At 36.7% G+C, this 15,538-nt stretch carries 12 protein-coding genes and 1 pseudogene; 3 read left to right on the forward strand and 10 right to left on the reverse strand.

The window, feature by feature from the left end:
* Positions 1-208 precede the first annotated feature (208 nt).
* On the reverse strand, positions 209-331 hold the full coding sequence (locus TY21_RS11675) for a hypothetical protein (protein WP_255501493.1): 123 nt from the start codon (positions 329-331) through the stop codon (positions 209-211).
* Positions 332-463: 132 nt separating this feature from the next.
* Positions 464-1,159 carry a hypothetical protein gene (locus TY21_RS08695; protein ID WP_130589659.1) on the reverse strand — a complete coding sequence of 232 codons (696 nt, stop codon included), beginning with the start codon at positions 1,157-1,159 and terminating at the stop codon, positions 464-466.
* Between the two features lie 93 nt (positions 1,160-1,252).
* Between TY21_RS08695 and TY21_RS08700 the strand changes: the two genes are divergently transcribed.
* Positions 1,253-1,705 carry a hypothetical protein gene (locus TY21_RS08700; RefSeq protein ID WP_039386662.1) on the forward strand — a complete coding sequence of 151 codons (453 nt, stop codon included), beginning with the start codon at positions 1,253-1,255 and terminating at the stop codon, positions 1,703-1,705.
* Between the two features lie 398 nt (positions 1,706-2,103).
* On the opposite strand, the gene secA is transcribed toward TY21_RS08700, so the two are convergent.
* From secA to TY21_RS11945, 6 genes and pseudogenes are all read right to left on the reverse strand, one after another.
* Positions 2,104-5,199 carry a preprotein translocase subunit SecA gene (secA, locus tag TY21_RS08705; RefSeq protein WP_042241686.1) on the reverse strand — a complete coding sequence of 1,032 codons (3,096 nt, stop codon included), beginning with the start codon at positions 5,197-5,199 and terminating at the stop codon, positions 2,104-2,106.
* 587 nt (positions 5,200-5,786) lie between these two features.
* On the reverse strand, positions 5,787-6,698 hold the full coding sequence (gene asd / locus TY21_RS08710; RefSeq protein ID WP_042241681.1) for an archaetidylserine decarboxylase: 912 nt from the start codon (positions 6,696-6,698) through the stop codon (positions 5,787-5,789).
* A 5-nt stretch (positions 6,699-6,703) separates the two neighbouring features.
* On the reverse strand, positions 6,704-7,093 hold the full coding sequence (locus TY21_RS08715; RefSeq protein ID WP_042241678.1) for a hypothetical protein: 390 nt from the start codon (positions 7,091-7,093) through the stop codon (positions 6,704-6,706).
* 281 nt (positions 7,094-7,374) lie between these two features.
* Positions 7,375-8,235 carry a hypothetical protein gene (locus TY21_RS08720; RefSeq protein ID WP_042241672.1) on the reverse strand — a complete coding sequence of 287 codons (861 nt, stop codon included), beginning with the start codon at positions 8,233-8,235 and terminating at the stop codon, positions 7,375-7,377.
* 67 nt (positions 8,236-8,302) lie between these two features.
* A complete protein-coding gene (locus tag TY21_RS08725; protein ID WP_052354557.1) occupies positions 8,303-9,097 on the reverse strand; it encodes a TatD family hydrolase in 795 nt (264 codons plus the stop codon).
* 237 nt (positions 9,098-9,334) lie between these two features.
* Positions 9,335-10,110, reverse strand: a pseudogene (locus TY21_RS11945) (IS5 family transposase).
* A gap of 1,104 nt (positions 10,111-11,214) precedes the next feature.
* Here TY21_RS11945 and TY21_RS08735 point away from each other — a divergent pair.
* Together TY21_RS08735 and TY21_RS08740 are read left to right on the forward strand one after the other, a co-directional pair.
* Entirely contained in the window at positions 11,215-12,657 is a 1,443-nt protein-coding gene (locus TY21_RS08735) for a trypsin-like peptidase domain-containing protein (protein ID WP_052244091.1), read from the forward strand.
* A 63-nt stretch (positions 12,658-12,720) separates the two neighbouring features.
* Positions 12,721-13,464 carry a hypothetical protein gene (locus tag TY21_RS08740; protein ID WP_042239519.1) on the forward strand — a complete coding sequence of 248 codons (744 nt, stop codon included), beginning with the start codon at positions 12,721-12,723 and terminating at the stop codon, positions 13,462-13,464.
* A gap of 178 nt (positions 13,465-13,642) precedes the next feature.
* Here TY21_RS08740 and TY21_RS08745 read toward each other — a convergent pair whose 3' ends face one another.
* Together TY21_RS08745 and tsf are read right to left on the reverse strand one after the other, a co-directional pair.
* Entirely contained in the window at positions 13,643-14,563 is a 921-nt protein-coding gene (locus TY21_RS08745; protein WP_042239517.1) for a DMT family transporter, read from the reverse strand.
* 117 nt (positions 14,564-14,680) lie between these two features.
* Entirely contained in the window at positions 14,681-15,535 is an 855-nt protein-coding gene (gene tsf / locus TY21_RS08750; protein WP_232044354.1) for a translation elongation factor Ts, read from the reverse strand.
* Positions 15,536-15,538 lie beyond the last annotated feature (3 nt).

Below are 15,538 nucleotides of genomic sequence, written 5' to 3' on the forward strand. Positions count from 1 at the left end.
CCCTACATGTTTAATAAGTTGGGAAGCTATTAATCCTTCTAGATTTTTCATCATCTTGCCAAGATCCCCTCTTTTTACCATGCGCGCATGATCAAAACTTAACTTCTCAATCTTGATGCCGAATTCTTCAACCTCTTGAGTGTAAATGTAAATTTCCGAGCAAGCTATTAAAGCTTTAGAAAGAATCCATCTTTAAGTAGGCACCTTCTTATTTCTTTGCATCCATCAGCACTATAGATTTGCCCCCTTGCGTCGTGTGAATAGCAGCCGGATCACATGCTGATCCTTCCCCTATAGCTACCCCGTCAGGATGATTTGGACTATTTTCCATCTTCTTTTCTCTTGCTTTATCAACTGTTCCGATTACTACACCCCTACAGGTGAGGGGTAAAGAATGAACGTTAAGCTTAAGCTATAGGTATAGAAAGGCTAGAATAGAAGAGCTTTATTAAGGGTGAGACCCTTATTCTGCATCTTCATAAGGAAGATTCTCCCAGACGACTAAAGAGTTTTTAGTTAAGGGCAAAAATTTTATTCCAAAATTTCCCCTCTCACGCCATCCAATATAAAAATCACTTTTCCATTTAGGCCCGTAGGATAAACGTAAAGAGATGAATGGCTTTCCTCCATGTAACCCTAAGTAAAAAGATGTATAACGACCAGCAAAAACTGTGCGCGCTACTGACTCATAATGCAAGCAAGAAAAATGTTTTTTATTGATTTTTAGAAGGGTAAATTCGTCATTTACACATCCAGCATTCCCTATCACGTAATGACAGAAGTTATGTAAAGGATTGCGCACCATCCATGTAAAAGCCTTAAGAAAGCTAGTAGGCCTGCAAGGTTTAAACAAGGGCAGTTGGGCTTCAGCAAAAAGTCCATGATCATCATTTCCAAAAAGAGCCCATGTGCACCAATGGCCTACATCATACCAATAGATTTGGCTTCGGTGTCGAGGAATTAGGTAATAAAGCCAATGAGAAGAAGCTTGAAAATGATAAGTATCATATAAAAGCCTCTCTTCCTGTTCTAAAAGGAGTGGAGGCTCAACATAATAACACTCTGTAGGATACTTGTAAGCAGCACAGCCGTAAAATAATCCAATCATTACACACAATGGTAGATAGAAAAAGTAGCTTCTGGCAAAGTAGTTAGACAAGTAAACTCCTTAACATCAGTTGATTTATTTCTTGCAAGAAATTATAAATAAGGCCATGAAATTGTTTTTAACCCTTTTAACACAGAGCCAGTTATGAGCGCCCTACCCAAAAAGAAGTTATGCTGGAATTGCGAAGGTCGTGTCGCATTTTCTGATGAGAACTGCCCTTATTGTGGTGTGTATCTAAGCTCTTCTTCTCTTCTTACCCAACATGATAAAAGCTTGACCCATATTGCTCCTTTTCCTTCTTATCGTCAAGATTCCTCTGCAACTTATGATATCAATAAAGTAGACGAAGAATCTTCTGAGGAAGAAGAAGACTCAGAGGCAGCCACTTCTTCTGCTAATTATCCAACAAGCTTTTTGCTACCTTTTGTTTTATTGCTCACGGGCTCTGTTTTTCTTATTTTTGGGATCATTTTATTCAGTTTTTCTCAAGAAGGCATCCTAACTCTGCAATGGAATGCTAATTATTGGTTTTTATATCTAGGTACTGCTGGGCTTTTAATCTTTTTAAGCTGGCGAGCGATGCGCTCTTTGGATTAGCAGGTAGAGCTACTTTTAAGAGATTTAAGGGGTAGGAGTGTTGATTAGTTACACAAGAAACCTTTGAGTTACCTTATAAGGTTTTCTTCATTCACCTTTCTTTTCCTTAACTTTAAGCCTTCTTCTGTCCAGAAAATGAGCGCCTTTAAACTGCTTTTCCTCAACAAAGCACCTAGGATGAGAAATAAGATCTTTAAAAGATTAATCAATTCCCCTTCTTTCTTAAAATGATAAAATCAACTAAAGATAATCCAGGTGAGAATGAGAGTGACTGTCTGCTGTTTGGTCTCATAAACTCTAAAAGATTTGCCTAAGATTTTTTTGCTTAATCAGAAACCTTAAAAGATACAAGGAAAAAAAGGAGCCCTTTTGATGAGAAGAGCTCCTAATCCATGCTTTTAAGAAACTTGCTCTCCCACTTCTTGTTGAAGGCCACAGCATTTTTTATATTTTTTACCACTGCCACAAGGACAACTTTCATTGCGTCCTGCCTTAGGCTCGACAACCAAGGGTTGTAAACGAACAGCAGGAGCATTGCTTTCCCTTGCTTCTTCATTATTATTCGTGGAAAGAGCAGGTAGAGAGTCCCCATCTAAGTCGGCGACCAACGAGCGTTGGGTCTCAAGGCGCATCTGGCTTAATAATTGTTGGATAGCAGGATGATCCTGCGTTAAGATTTCAAAACGAAAGAGTCCTTGGGCAATCTCGCCTCTTAATAAATTACCTAATTCATCAAAAAGAATAAAAGCTTCTTGCTTAAACTCCATCAAAGGATCGCGCTGACCAAACGTACGCAAGTTAACATCCGAGCGCAAATGATCCATAGCTAATAGATGTTCTTGCCAGCGTTGATCTAGCTTACGAATCATTAGATTACGAATAGCTTCGTTAACAGGTCTGGAAGCAGGCACTAGCTTTTCCCCTTGGCCAGATTGGGCAGGAGCTTTTAGATCTTCACGTTCATATTTTTCATTAAAGGCTTTTACGATTTGATCAATCGCTTTTTTCTCAAGATCTATCATATCTGCGTGTTCATCATCGAAGTGCCCTTCAGGAAAGCTTACAGGAAAGTGGCTAATTAGCCAATGACGATAGTCCTCTGGATTCCAGCCGTTCTCCTCTCCGCGATTTTTAAAATACTTCTCCGCGGCTGCTTGGCAAACAGACTCTAAAACTTCAATAGCAAGGGGTTTAATATCTAGCGCATGTAAAATATCATTGCGGAAAGAGTAAATTTCTTTTCGTTGCTTATTCATCACATCATCATACTCTAGTGTATGCTTACGAATTGTATAGTTACGTTGCTCGATACGTTTTTGAGCAGTTTCGATAGATTTATTAAGCATGGAAGCAGAAATCGGCTCCCCTTCAGGAGGACGAAATTTCTGTAACACAGCTGTCAAGCGAGGAGAAGCAAATAAGCGCAGTAAAGAGTCTTCAAAAGAAACATAGAATTTAGATGAACCAGGATCTCCTAAACGAGCACATCGGCCCCGCAATTGGCGATCAATACGACGTGATTGATGACGAGTGGTCCCCATGACATAAAGGCCCCCTATCCCAGCGACACCAGCTTCAAGTTTAATATCTGTTCCTCGGCCTGCCATATTAGTGGCAATAGTAATAGCTCCACGGCTACCCGCACTCGCTATAATTTCCGCTTCTCTGGCGTGATTCTTAGCGTTTAAAACCGTGTGCTCTAATTTGTTTTGTTTAAAAATACGGGAAAGTTTTTCTGAAACCTCTACCGATTCTGTTCCAATTAAAAGAGGACGGCCTGCTTCATGCACCTCACGTACGTCTTTTAAAATTGCGCTGTATTTCTCACGTTCAGTCATATAAATTTCATCATTGAAATCTTTGCGCAAGCAAGGTTTATGAGTAGGTATTTCCAGGACGTCTAATTTATAAATTTGCTTAAATTCATTAGCTTCTGTTACGGCAGTCCCGCTCATCCCTGCTATCTTTTCATACATACGGAAAAAGTTTTGTAAAGTAATAGTCGCATACGTTTGCGTCTCCTTTTGGATGGAAACGGCTTCTTTTGCTTCTATAGCCTGATGCAGGCCATCAGAAAAACGCCTACCAGGCTGAGGGCGTCCGGTATTTTCATCAATGATAATAATTTTATCATCCTGGACAATGTAATCGACATCTTTTTCCATCAGTAGATGCGCACGCAATAACTGGCGAAGATTATGCGCTCGTTCTTTCCGCTTAGCATCCTCTTCTTGCACTTCTAACTTTTTTTGCACTCGAGCCGTTTCATCTAAAGAGGCATCTTCATCGATTTGTAAGTATTCATGGCTAATATCTAGCATGATAAAGTCATCGCCATGATCACTGCCTACGACCTCTTTCCAGAGATTAATCCCTTTGTCCGTTAATTCATACTCATTGCTTTTTTCATCAATAAGAATATAAAGTTCTGCTAAAGCTGTATGCTTTTCTTCTTTATTAGGATCTGAATAATAGTATAAATCCCATTTATCAATAGCCGCTCGAACATCTGGATCCTCTTTCAAACGTTTTAAGATTTTATTGTTAGGCGTGCCCTTACCTACTAACCACAGCTTGCGATAAGCCTCTTTTTCTTGCTCTTCTTCCTTTTTATCGCGCTTTGCTTTTGCAGAAAAACCTTCATTAGGCTTTAAAACATCTAAAGTTTTTTTAGCTTCAGAAGCAAGACGATTACATAAATCGCGTTGGAAGCGTACCATATCTGCTACGCTTTGTTTAAGCTCATCATACATTTGTCGGCTAACAGGTACAGGCCCTGAGATAATCAAGGGAGTTCTAGCTTCATCGATTAAGATGGAGTCCACTTCATCAATAATAGCATAGTAATAGCCACGTTGAACTTGCTCTTCTTTACTAGAAGCCATGGAATTATCGCGTAAATAGTCGAAGCCAAATTCAGAGGCAGTTCCATAAACAATATCGCTAAGATAAACTTTTTTACGTTCCTCCATTGGCGTATCATTTGTTAAAGCACCTGTAGTCAATCCCAACCAACGAAAAACAGTTCCTACCCATTCACAGTCACGCTGAGCTAGATAATCGTTAACAGTAACCAAATGAACAGGTTTTTTAGTAAGAGCATTTAGATAAAGAGGCATTACTGCCGTTAGAGTTTTACCTTCGCCAGTTTGCATTTCGGCAATTGAGCCATGATGTAAAGCAATAGCCCCTACTATCTGTACATCATAAGGGACCATATCCCATTTCTGATGATAACCTGAAACGTGAATTTCTGTGCCTGCTAAGCGCCTACAAGCGTTTTTTACCACGGCATAGGCTTCCGGAAGTAAAAGCTCTAATGTTTCACCTTTTTTGTATCGTTCCTGAAACTCTTGCGTTTTTGCCCGCAGTGCCTCATCACTTAAATTTTGAAACTTAGCATCATACTCATTAACTTCTTGTGCTATTTTAAAATATTTTCGTCTTAGACGATCCTGAGCCGAACCAAAAATTTTTTTTAAAAATCCAAACATGATATCTCAACTTTTTTAGGCATTTAAGAAGATAAGAATACTTAAAAATTGCTTTTAATACAAGCAACGTGCATAAACTCTAGAAATAAGCCTCAAAAGCTTTTTCTTTGCTTATGCGCTTTTGGGAAGCTTCTTACGCGATCATCCATTGAAAAAACCAAGCCTTTAAGAAGTTAGAAAATCGTTAAAGGGAAACTCTTTCTTTTTAAAATGCAGGCTTAAGTATTCCCTTTTTAAGGGTATTCTTTAAAAGAAAAAATAGATTATTTAGATAAACATTCAGCCCCCCTTTCATGCATGCAACAGAATCTAGGGGAAGTTTGTTGCTTTGGGAGACTTTGGATTAAGAATTAGACATACAATTAGGTAAGGAAGAAGGATTATCTAAAGCGAAGGAAAGGATAATACGCTTAAAAAAAACTTAGTCTATATATTTAACCCTCTGCAAGCTATCTCTCTCCTTAAGGAAAGGACTTTTATAAAGTACGGAGCTGCATAAGAAGTACTTCAAAAGCGTATAAGCTCTATAAGCTTTTAGAAAATTCATTAAAAATTGAGGGCTGAGAGCCATCGGAGATTTGCCCCTGTTAGCTAAGTGCTTTTCCCATACTCTGGCCCATTAAACATTTAATTTCTAAACCTTGCCGGCTAGCAGCTAGCAAATCTTGATCAAATTGAATCTTACCAGGCTCAAATAATAAGATTAAGGAAGAACCGCCAAATGAAAAATAGCCTTTTTCATCTCCTTTTTTTTGCAGCACATCAGGCTGATAGGTTTCGTGAATACTACCTACATTAGTCGCTCCGATTTCTAAAAACAAGATACAACCAAAGGAGGATGTAGCTAATTTACAAAGAGTTCTCTTGTTCTTAGTAAAAATATGAATATCTTTTTTTAAGGCCGCAGGATTGACAGAGTAAAGCCAACCATTAATGATTTTTGTTTTGCCAGCCACGCAATCACAGGGAAAATGGTAACGATGATAATCGGTAGGACAAAGCCGAGCGATGGCCATAGCTCCCTTAGCATAGTGCGCGGCTAAATCAGCATCGTCTAATAAACTTGTTAAATCAAATTTCTCTCCCTTGACGATAAAGCCATCCACTTGGGATAGATCGGAGTAGAATAAGTAACGTCCATCAGCAGGAATAATAGCTACATCCTCTCCGGAAGCAAGAGGGCGAGCTGTAGGTTTAAGCTTGCGAATAAAGAAATCATTAAAAGACTTAAAATAAGAAACTTCTTCTAAAAATTCTAGTGGGTCTAAGCCAAATTCACGAATGAAAGGCTCTATTTTATTCTTAGACTTAACCGAAGCTTGCCATTTACCATACCAGGCTGAGAAAAAAGAATATTTTACTAAACTATGTAAAAGCACAGGCCCTACTAGTTTGCTGATCCAATCGTGACCATATAAAAGCTTAAGGGCTCTGGCCCCATACACTTTTTCTATTTCACGCTTGCCATTTTTTCGATCAAGATAGTAAATAATATCCATGGCTCTTAAGGGCTGGGGATTCCCTGTTTAGTCGCAAATTGTGAAAAGAAAGTCAATTGACTAATAAACTCTGTATCAAAAGTCTGTAGCAGATGGTTGGCTTTTATAGCTTCTAACAATTGATAAGCAGCTTTTACCATATGTAAAGTAGATTCTTTATCCTGAGGATTTTGTAAATAGGAAGATTGTCGATCCTGGTAATAAAGAAAAAGTTCCCGCAAAGCTTTTTGCTGCTCTAAATTCATTTCAGTGACAAAGATGAGTTGATCTAAACGTTTAAGTTCATTTTTTACTACTACGGTAGGTTCTGTTTCCTTCAAATTATAAAGAGGTTCAGCAGCAACTAAACGACTTAAACAACTCAATATAGCTATTAAAAAAAGTATATAGTTCATGATTTCCTAAATTTTTCTAATGAGGGGGGAAGAGATTTTTGTTAGGAGCCGAGCTAGTCTATCAAGTAGAGAGTTTAAAAAAAATCTAAGCTTCCTACCTATTTGTCTTACCTGCTTAATCTGTCTATGTGCTTTCAGCCACTTTGTATTTCCTGGTAAGGCTTATAAGCCATTTAAAACAACAGCCTCTTTAGTAAAAAGCTTAAAGTCTTTTCATAAGAGAAAAAAGGCAGCCACTAGGCTTTTTATAAACAAATGCTTAAATGATTTTTATTTTATTGCTACTTAGCTATTTTTTGACTTCTCAACTCTATAATACGTTTATCAATTTTTGCCAAATTTGTTTCTTGAATACTGATCTCGCGGTTAATTTCTTTTAAAACGATCTCCGGAGCCAGATTCTCATCGTCGATTTTTATTTTTAAAGTAGAAGAAATTCTAGTGTTTTCTACTAACTTTTCTCGTAAAGTCTTCATTTGCTCTAAAGCTGTCAGGCGTATATGCTGATCAAGATCGCTCTCGCTCTTAAAAAAACTTACTATACGCCATTGAGAATTAAGATTTTCATCCAATCTTTTAAGGTTCTCTTTATGGACACTATATTGAATTAAAGCGTAAAAAGCATTTAGAACATGGATTCTTGAAGCTTTTTCTTCTTCTATTTTTTTATCAATAAACTTCATTTTGCGATAAAATCTCTGAATAGCTATGGCTGCCTGATTTTTTTTATTGAATAAAGCTAGCTGCTCTCTTTTTGCAATCTTTTCAGCCGTCAGTACATCCGTTAAAGGTTTAAAAGAATCATCTTCTGATAAAGGCTTAAGAGACTCAGGCTCCGAAGCAATGGAGGGCTTGCTGACTACTTTGGTTTTTATTTCTTCTGAGTAAATAAGAGTTTTAACGGCGCGGTCAAAAGCTAGTCGATATTGAGAAAGAAAAAACAATTTCAGACTATGAAAAATTTTAGAAGCAATTACAGTAATCCGAGCGGTAAGCGTTTTTGAATGCTTTTTATAAAGAGTTCTACAATCCACTTCTACATGGTGCCTAGGATGCTTTATAAGCAAATTAATCTGTTTATTTATTTCAGGATACCAAAAGTGATCCCCTAAGCTGCAAATGCGCATAATATTATTTGCCATACATTAACCATATAAACGTGTGATTGTGCATGATATTAACTTAATCTTACAATTTTTAAAAGTTTTATCAAATTTTTATTTTAAATAATTCACAAGCATTTCTTACTGTTTGGTCGGCTAATTCTTTCAAAGAGATATCTTTTAGCTGAGCAATAGTTTGAGCTGTTTCTACTATATAAGCAGGCTCGTTTATTTTTCCCCGTCGAGTCTGCGGTGCTAAATAAGGCGCATCTGTTTCTATCAACAACTTTTCTAGAGGTATCCTCTTTACAATCTGCCGCAACTCTTCGCTATTTTTAAAGGTCAATATCCCACTTATTGATAAGTACCATCCTCGCTCTATGACCTGTTCAGCCTCCTCTATAGTGCCCGTAAAACAATGCAAAACTCCGGGATGATGTTTACCATTGCTACTCATATATTCTTTATCTAAAATTTCAAAGAAATCTTTAAAAGCATTTCTACAGTGAATCACCACAGGCAACTTACATTCTAAGGCTAAGTGAAAATAACGCCGCAAGAAATCTTTTTGAATAGCAGACGAAGAAGCATAATAATGGTAGTCTAATCCCGTCTCACCTATGGCGACTAAATGGCCTTTGCGTGCATGCCTAGCAATCACAGCAAAAACGTTTTCGCCTTCTTTTTCTACATCATGAGGAGGTGTAGCGGCAGCATTATAAATCCATGGATAATTTTTAGATAATTCTAAACCTGCTTTTAAAGTGCTAATACTTGTGCAAATATTTATAACCGAGCGCACACCTGCATGCTGTGCACGTTGTAAAAGTGAATCAACAGCCGTAAAAGTAGAATCTGTTAAATGAGCATGCGAATCAATCCATTGCATTGCATTTGCCATTATTGCTTCATCCTCTTTAGAGCACCTTGGATCTTTCTTAGCTCAAGCATCATAGAATATAGCTCTAATAATTTACAATCACCTTTCCATTAGGCGTTAAGAAAGCCAATCAAGGCTTTTTTACCTGCATCTCATCATTTAAATGAAAGAAATCGTTATTTATCCTCCTTAATTCCTTTAATTTTAATAAATCTTTTCTATCATTTGGCTTCATTAAGAGACATTCTCTGAATTAATTTATTGCGCTATTCTTCTTACCATCAGACGTATCATCGCTAAGTAGAGGAACGCTTGGCTGGTGTTGGTTAAGGTCTCATAATCCTTGCTTAATCTGCGGCATTTGCCAAACCAGGCAAATGTTCTTTCTACTATCCATCTTTTTGCTTGTAGATGAAATCCTTTTTGCTTAGATCTTTTAATGATTGTTAAATCAATACCATGCAAAGCTGCTTCTGATCTCATCTCTTCCCCGCTATATCCTGTATCGGCAAACATTTTTTTTGGCCATAAAACTTTTCCTTGAAAATAATAAAATAACGCTTTTAGCCCATCTCTGTCGCTACAAGCTGCGCTACTTACTACAACTGCTATTAACAGTCCCAAGTGATCCACCACTATGTGCCTTTTCCTACCTTTAATTTTCTTGCCGCCGTCGTATCCGCAGAGCCCTTTTTTTCAGTTGTTTTGATACTTTGGCTATCGACTATAGCTGCACTAGGTTCCGCTAATTTGCCTAAGCTTTGGCGAAGCGATCGCCTTAAATAAGTATTAATTTGTTCGAATAAATTACTCTGTTTCCATCTTAAAAACTGAGAATAGACCGATTTCCAAGGAGGAAGATCATGAGGAAGATCTATCCATTGACAACCTGTCCTTAAGACATAAAAGATAGCATTAAGCATCTCTCGTCTAGAGTGCATAGGTGGCTTGCCAGCTTTTTTCTTGCATATTATAGGTTCAAGCACTTGCCATTCTTGATTATTTAAATCGCTAGGATAAGGTTTTCTTATCATATTAGGCTCCTGGTTAAACAGCCTCTATTTTAAACGATTTTAATAATTCAGAGAATGTCTCTAAGCAAAAGGCAAATATTTTCCCTTAGAATATTCTCTATAACCTTTGAATATTAATTTTTTCTACTCTAAAAAATTTAATAAAGAAGAATAAAAATAACATGCCTTTCTATCCGGTAGCAAATCTACCCAAGACAAGTCTAGACAGGTAATTAATATAAAAAATTTATCTACCTTCTTCCTTTGGAGGCGGTTGGGTCAATTAATCTTATTCCAGTATAGGAAATTCTAAAGAAGGAGTTTACCTAAAATCCGCTCTTATTTTCTCATCCTTCTTATATTTCCTTTTCATAAAAAAACCTGTTTAAGCATAAACTAAAACGCTAAAAAAGTTATTGGTTCATTATTTAGCAAACATGTAGGCAATCATCTTTAACCGTTTCTTTTTCTGCTATAGCCCGTAGGGATAAGCCTAGTATTTTTACCCTCAACTTTTAAGCTAACACACTTTTTTCTCAAGGAATAGAAGTAATATAAAGGCCCCCCTGATACGAGGCTTAAAAAAAATTCATTAAGAACGAAACTCTTTTATATAAAGTTAAATTTTGGTTAAAGGGCACTAAAACCAGCAAATAATAAAACAGATAAAAACGCTAATAAGTTAAAAGATAAAAAATTTTACCAGTGGCTGGATGATGTCTGGCTATCGATAATTAAAGAGAAGGAGGGGAGCTCTAACCTTTCAGAATTTCTCCCACACAGGATAGCCAGGCAAACCTTCTTCAAAAAAAGAAAAGCCTTTTTGAAAAAGAAATTAACCTAAATAACAGCTATATAGATAAATTTTTAAAAGTAAAATTTATACCCTTAAAGAAATAAGAATTAGATTTTTAACTTTTAGCAAAATTACTTTTTTGGCATGGTAGGAAGTGTTCATTATTTATTTTTTTAGTCGTTTGATTGTTCAATACTAGAATCGCTATCATCGCGACTATTCTTTCTATGTAGGGCCTGCTCTATAGGGAAGAGAAATAAAACCCGCGGATCTAAGAATTAGGGGTCAAAAATAAAGCTTATTAATAGTTTTTGTAGAAAGGAAATAACATGGCTATTGGGCAAAGCGTTAATTCACAACTTTACTCTCAAGATTTTTGCATTGAAAATCTTTATAAACTCAATGAACTCAATTTAGGTGAGTCTTTAGAAAAAACTATTCAGGAGCAAGCCGACAGTGTGGCATGCATGATGCCAGACCATAAGTTAATTAGAATCAATAATTACGGCTTTATTACTTATAAATTTGATACGGAGAGGGTGAGAACATTAGGCGAACGTATTTCTAAAAAAGCTAAAGGAATCCCTTTAGGCCATACCGATTCTTTTCTCCACGAGCCTACTCCTGGATTAAGTACAGCCTTCTTAGTATCGCCTCAACATGTTCTTACTGTCGCTCACTGTATTACACGTTCAAATCCCTATACGAAATTAAAACCCAAAAAAGCAAGAGGCGTTATTGTCCGAACAAGTCTAAAAGCGCAAAGCGAATTAGAACGTATTAAATTCGTATTTGGCTTTCAGATGAAAAGTCAAAAAATGAGAACTGAGGATTATGAATTTTGCGAATCAGATATTTACAGTTTTAAAAGAGTGGTTTTTTTTAATTATACATGTGCGCCGGATCACCTAATTGATTGGGCTCTAATAAAGTTAGATAGAAAAGTGATCGGGCGTCGACCTTTAGCAGTTAATTTTATAAAAAAGTCTTTATTAAATAAAAAAATCTTTATGTTAGGGCATCCTCGCGGTTTACCCTTGAAAATTCATCTAGGGGCGTCCGTAAAAAAAGAATGTAGTGAACAACATATCGAAACAAACTTAGACTCTTTTCATGGAAATTCAGGCTCTCCTGTAATCGACGAAAATCTTGAAGTGGTAAGCATCCTTTTTGCAGGAAATGTAAGTAATAAACCCTGGACTACACCATCTGGCTATGAAGCCAGCACAAAAATGAATCTTCCCGCTAAGCAGTTAAGACCTAACCCCACGAACCGCACCCATTTATGCCAAACTACCCATGGCATGTCTTTTGTAAGAATTCATTTAAAAAAATTGAAGTTAAAAAAGCAGAATAAAAATCTAGAGACTGCTGAGTTAAGTGAAATAGGAGCACATTACCTAAATTTCTATCTTAGCATTTGTATTTCCGACCAGGAGGATGAAGCATGGATCTGCTCGGTTAAAGCAAAAGCTTTTAAGTATTTAAGCCAAGCTGCTATAGAGGATCATCAAGAAGCCTTATGCAATTTAGGCATATGCTATGAAAGAGCACTAGGTACGAGAAGAGATTTAAGGAAAGCTTTTGAATGTTTTAAAAAGTCTTTCGAGAATGGCTATAAAAATGCAGCTTACCATTTATTCCAGTGTTATGAAAGTGGAATAGGGACGGAGAAAGACTCAAAATTGGCTCAATATTATTTTGACCTAGCCCATGCCTTCGGCCATAAAGATGTAATAAAAATTGAGGGACCAAATTGCCTATTGATGTAATTGTACGAAAAAAGGTATATAATAAATTTTTGAGGACACTTATACCAAGGAGACGATCTAGGCATGCAAATAGCTCTTTTGAGGAATCAACGAGATTTTCATCTATCGACTAAAACAATATTCCAAGAACCTTTTAAGCAAGCTTATAAAAATTTTAGCATAACTTTTTGTAATAAGGCTTTCTACCCAGACCAGCTAAAGCCTCTATCGACTAGCAAGAAAATCGTTTGCTTATTCACAGCTCTAATCTATTGTGTGCCTCTCGTTAATACGATTATATTTGTTTCTAAGGAAATATTATGTTCTTTTAAAAACAAACTTCAATGGAAAAAATATTATGAAAATCACCCATTAAATAAATTGACCGACAATAACTTGAAAATTTTAAAAAAATCTCTTTCCTCAGCTATCTTATCAATTGATTTTGATCACTCCCTTAAATATGCTAAAACTCAAGAATGTAGCCTAGCTGAATTAGAGTTTAATTCTGAAGGAAAGTTGAAGAATGTGTATTATGGTCATTCCTTATGGGATGAAGGTTATGAAGGAAGAGGATTTAATCTCAAAAATGATTCTTTTTATGTGCTTTTATCTATTCAAATTTCAGCTTCTAAAGTCCATAATCATAATCCTTATTATCTAGAAGCTGATGATTTAGAATATTACAAGACACACTATCCCTCTCGCATCCAGGAAGCTCTCGAGCTCATGCTTGATAAACTTAACAATAAATATGCTGAATTAGCCCTTGTAAATTTTAAGAAATCTCAAGATGACCCGCATGTTTGCAAGGTGGTCTATTTGTAGCTTTGCGGAGCTAGAAAGAAATTTTAGTCTAAAGGCCTTGGGCAAGAGCGTTAGCTTAAACCCTTATAAATAAACAAAGCATGCAACAAAAAAAATCTCTAGAACTTCTTAATAGACACACACACCTTAAGAAAAAATCTTTCTGCTTATCCAATAGATGAGCTCAGGGCTTAGCTTATTAAGCTTCTTGCTGAAAGAATCTTAGACGCCGCCATTTAAAGCTAATGACTTCATTTACAATCAACATCCCTAAAAGGATTAAACCCGCTGAGAAAATGCCGCCTGCAGTTAAAGCTTCATCGAGAAATAAATAGCCTAATAACATACCTACCGCAGGAAAAAAACAAGAAACCATTGATAGAGCTGTAGGACCGCAATGCTCTAAAAGATAGTAATAAATCAAAAAAGCTAAATATGTACCTAGCAATGTCAACCCTAAAATAGCTAGCATACTGGTTAATGAGGGAAAGGTAAAACTAGATTTTGTCTCTAGGGAACCTAAGACAAAAGGTAACATCATCAATGCTGTCATGAATAATTGGGCCGTTGGAGCTACAAAACGGGCTTGCCCAGCAATAAACTTTTTAGCATATACATGGCTAATAGCATAACAAAAAGCACCTACTAACGCCGCAGACATACCTATAAAATCTCCATCCATGCCTTGAGCAATGTTGGGGGAAAATAGTAATAAAATTCCAAAAAAGCTTATTAAAATGCCTATGAGCTTATGAATAGACATTCTATCATTTGGCAAAAACAAATGAGCTAAAATGGCTGTAAACATGGGTGAGCAGCCATTTAGTATGGCTGCAAGAGCGCTTTCTATAGAGGTTTCAGCATAACAAAATAAGAAGGAAGGAAGCCCCGAAGAAAATATAGCCATAAAAGCTGAATGTTTCCAAAAAGTAAAGCTTTTTGGTAAAGATCCTCCCTGTAAGCGTAAAGCTATCCAAAATATTAGACTAGCTAAGCTGACTCGCAGAAAAACAATCGTGGCAGGATTAAAATCAACCAAAGCAAGTTTTATCAAGAGAAAACAAGGGCTCCACATCAATGTGAGAGCTAGTATTAAAAGAGATCGCTTAATAGGTGTCATATTAAACTAAAGAATAATTATTGATATTCATCATACCTATAACAAGGAAATAACCGCAAATGAAAAAACGGGAGTGTTTTTTCTCCCGTTTTAAATCTATAGAAAGTAGAGCTTTAACTATTGACCCACAGTCCAACGCAAGAAGTTAGTTAATTGAAGGGGCTTGCCGCTTTGCTTGGCGCGCTCCTCAACGATCTGGGCAATCGATTTGCTATCGTCCCTAATGAATTTTTGCTTGGTTAAGCATACACTTTCATAATAGGCATTGAGCTTACCTTCAACAATCTTATCAATAAAATTCTCTGGCTTGTTTTTGATCTGGCTTTTGGCAATCTCTTTCTCATTATTTATAAGCTCTGCGGGAACTTTTTCAGGAGAAAGAAATTCTGGATGAGCAGCCGCTACATGCATAGCGATATCTTTAGCTAAAGATTGTTCTGCATCAGAGCCTTCTATCTCAACCATTGTAACTACTTTACCACCAAGGTGAGAATAAATACCAATCGATTTAGATGGAGACTTTGCAGCGGTAAACAAGCGTTTAATCTGGATATTTTCGCCAATCGTTTGAACGACTGTTGCACGATATTGGTCAATAGATATGGAAGCATCTTTAGAATAAGGCTGCGCAAGAAATGCTTCTAAAGAGGTAGGATGGGTTTTAGCAATCTCTGCAGCAATGTTTTCCAAAAACTCTTTAAAACGTTCATTTTTAGCTACAAAGTCCGTCTCTGAGTTAACTTCAACAATAGCAGCAGTCTTGTCATTCTCAAAAAAGCCAATCATCCCTTCGTTAGTAGTACGGCCTTCTTTTTTAACAGCAGAAGCAATGCCTGCCTTACGGAGATTTGAAATAGCAAGCTCCATATCTCCATTAGCCTCTTCCAAAGCTTCCTTACATTTTCCCATCCCTACGCCGGTTCTCTCGCGTAGCTCTTTAATCATTGTAGCAGTAATAGGCATCTTTGACATAAA

Source organism: Neochlamydia sp. S13, assembly GCF_000648235.2.
Classification (GTDB): Bacteria; Chlamydiota; Chlamydiia; order Chlamydiales; family Parachlamydiaceae; genus Neochlamydia.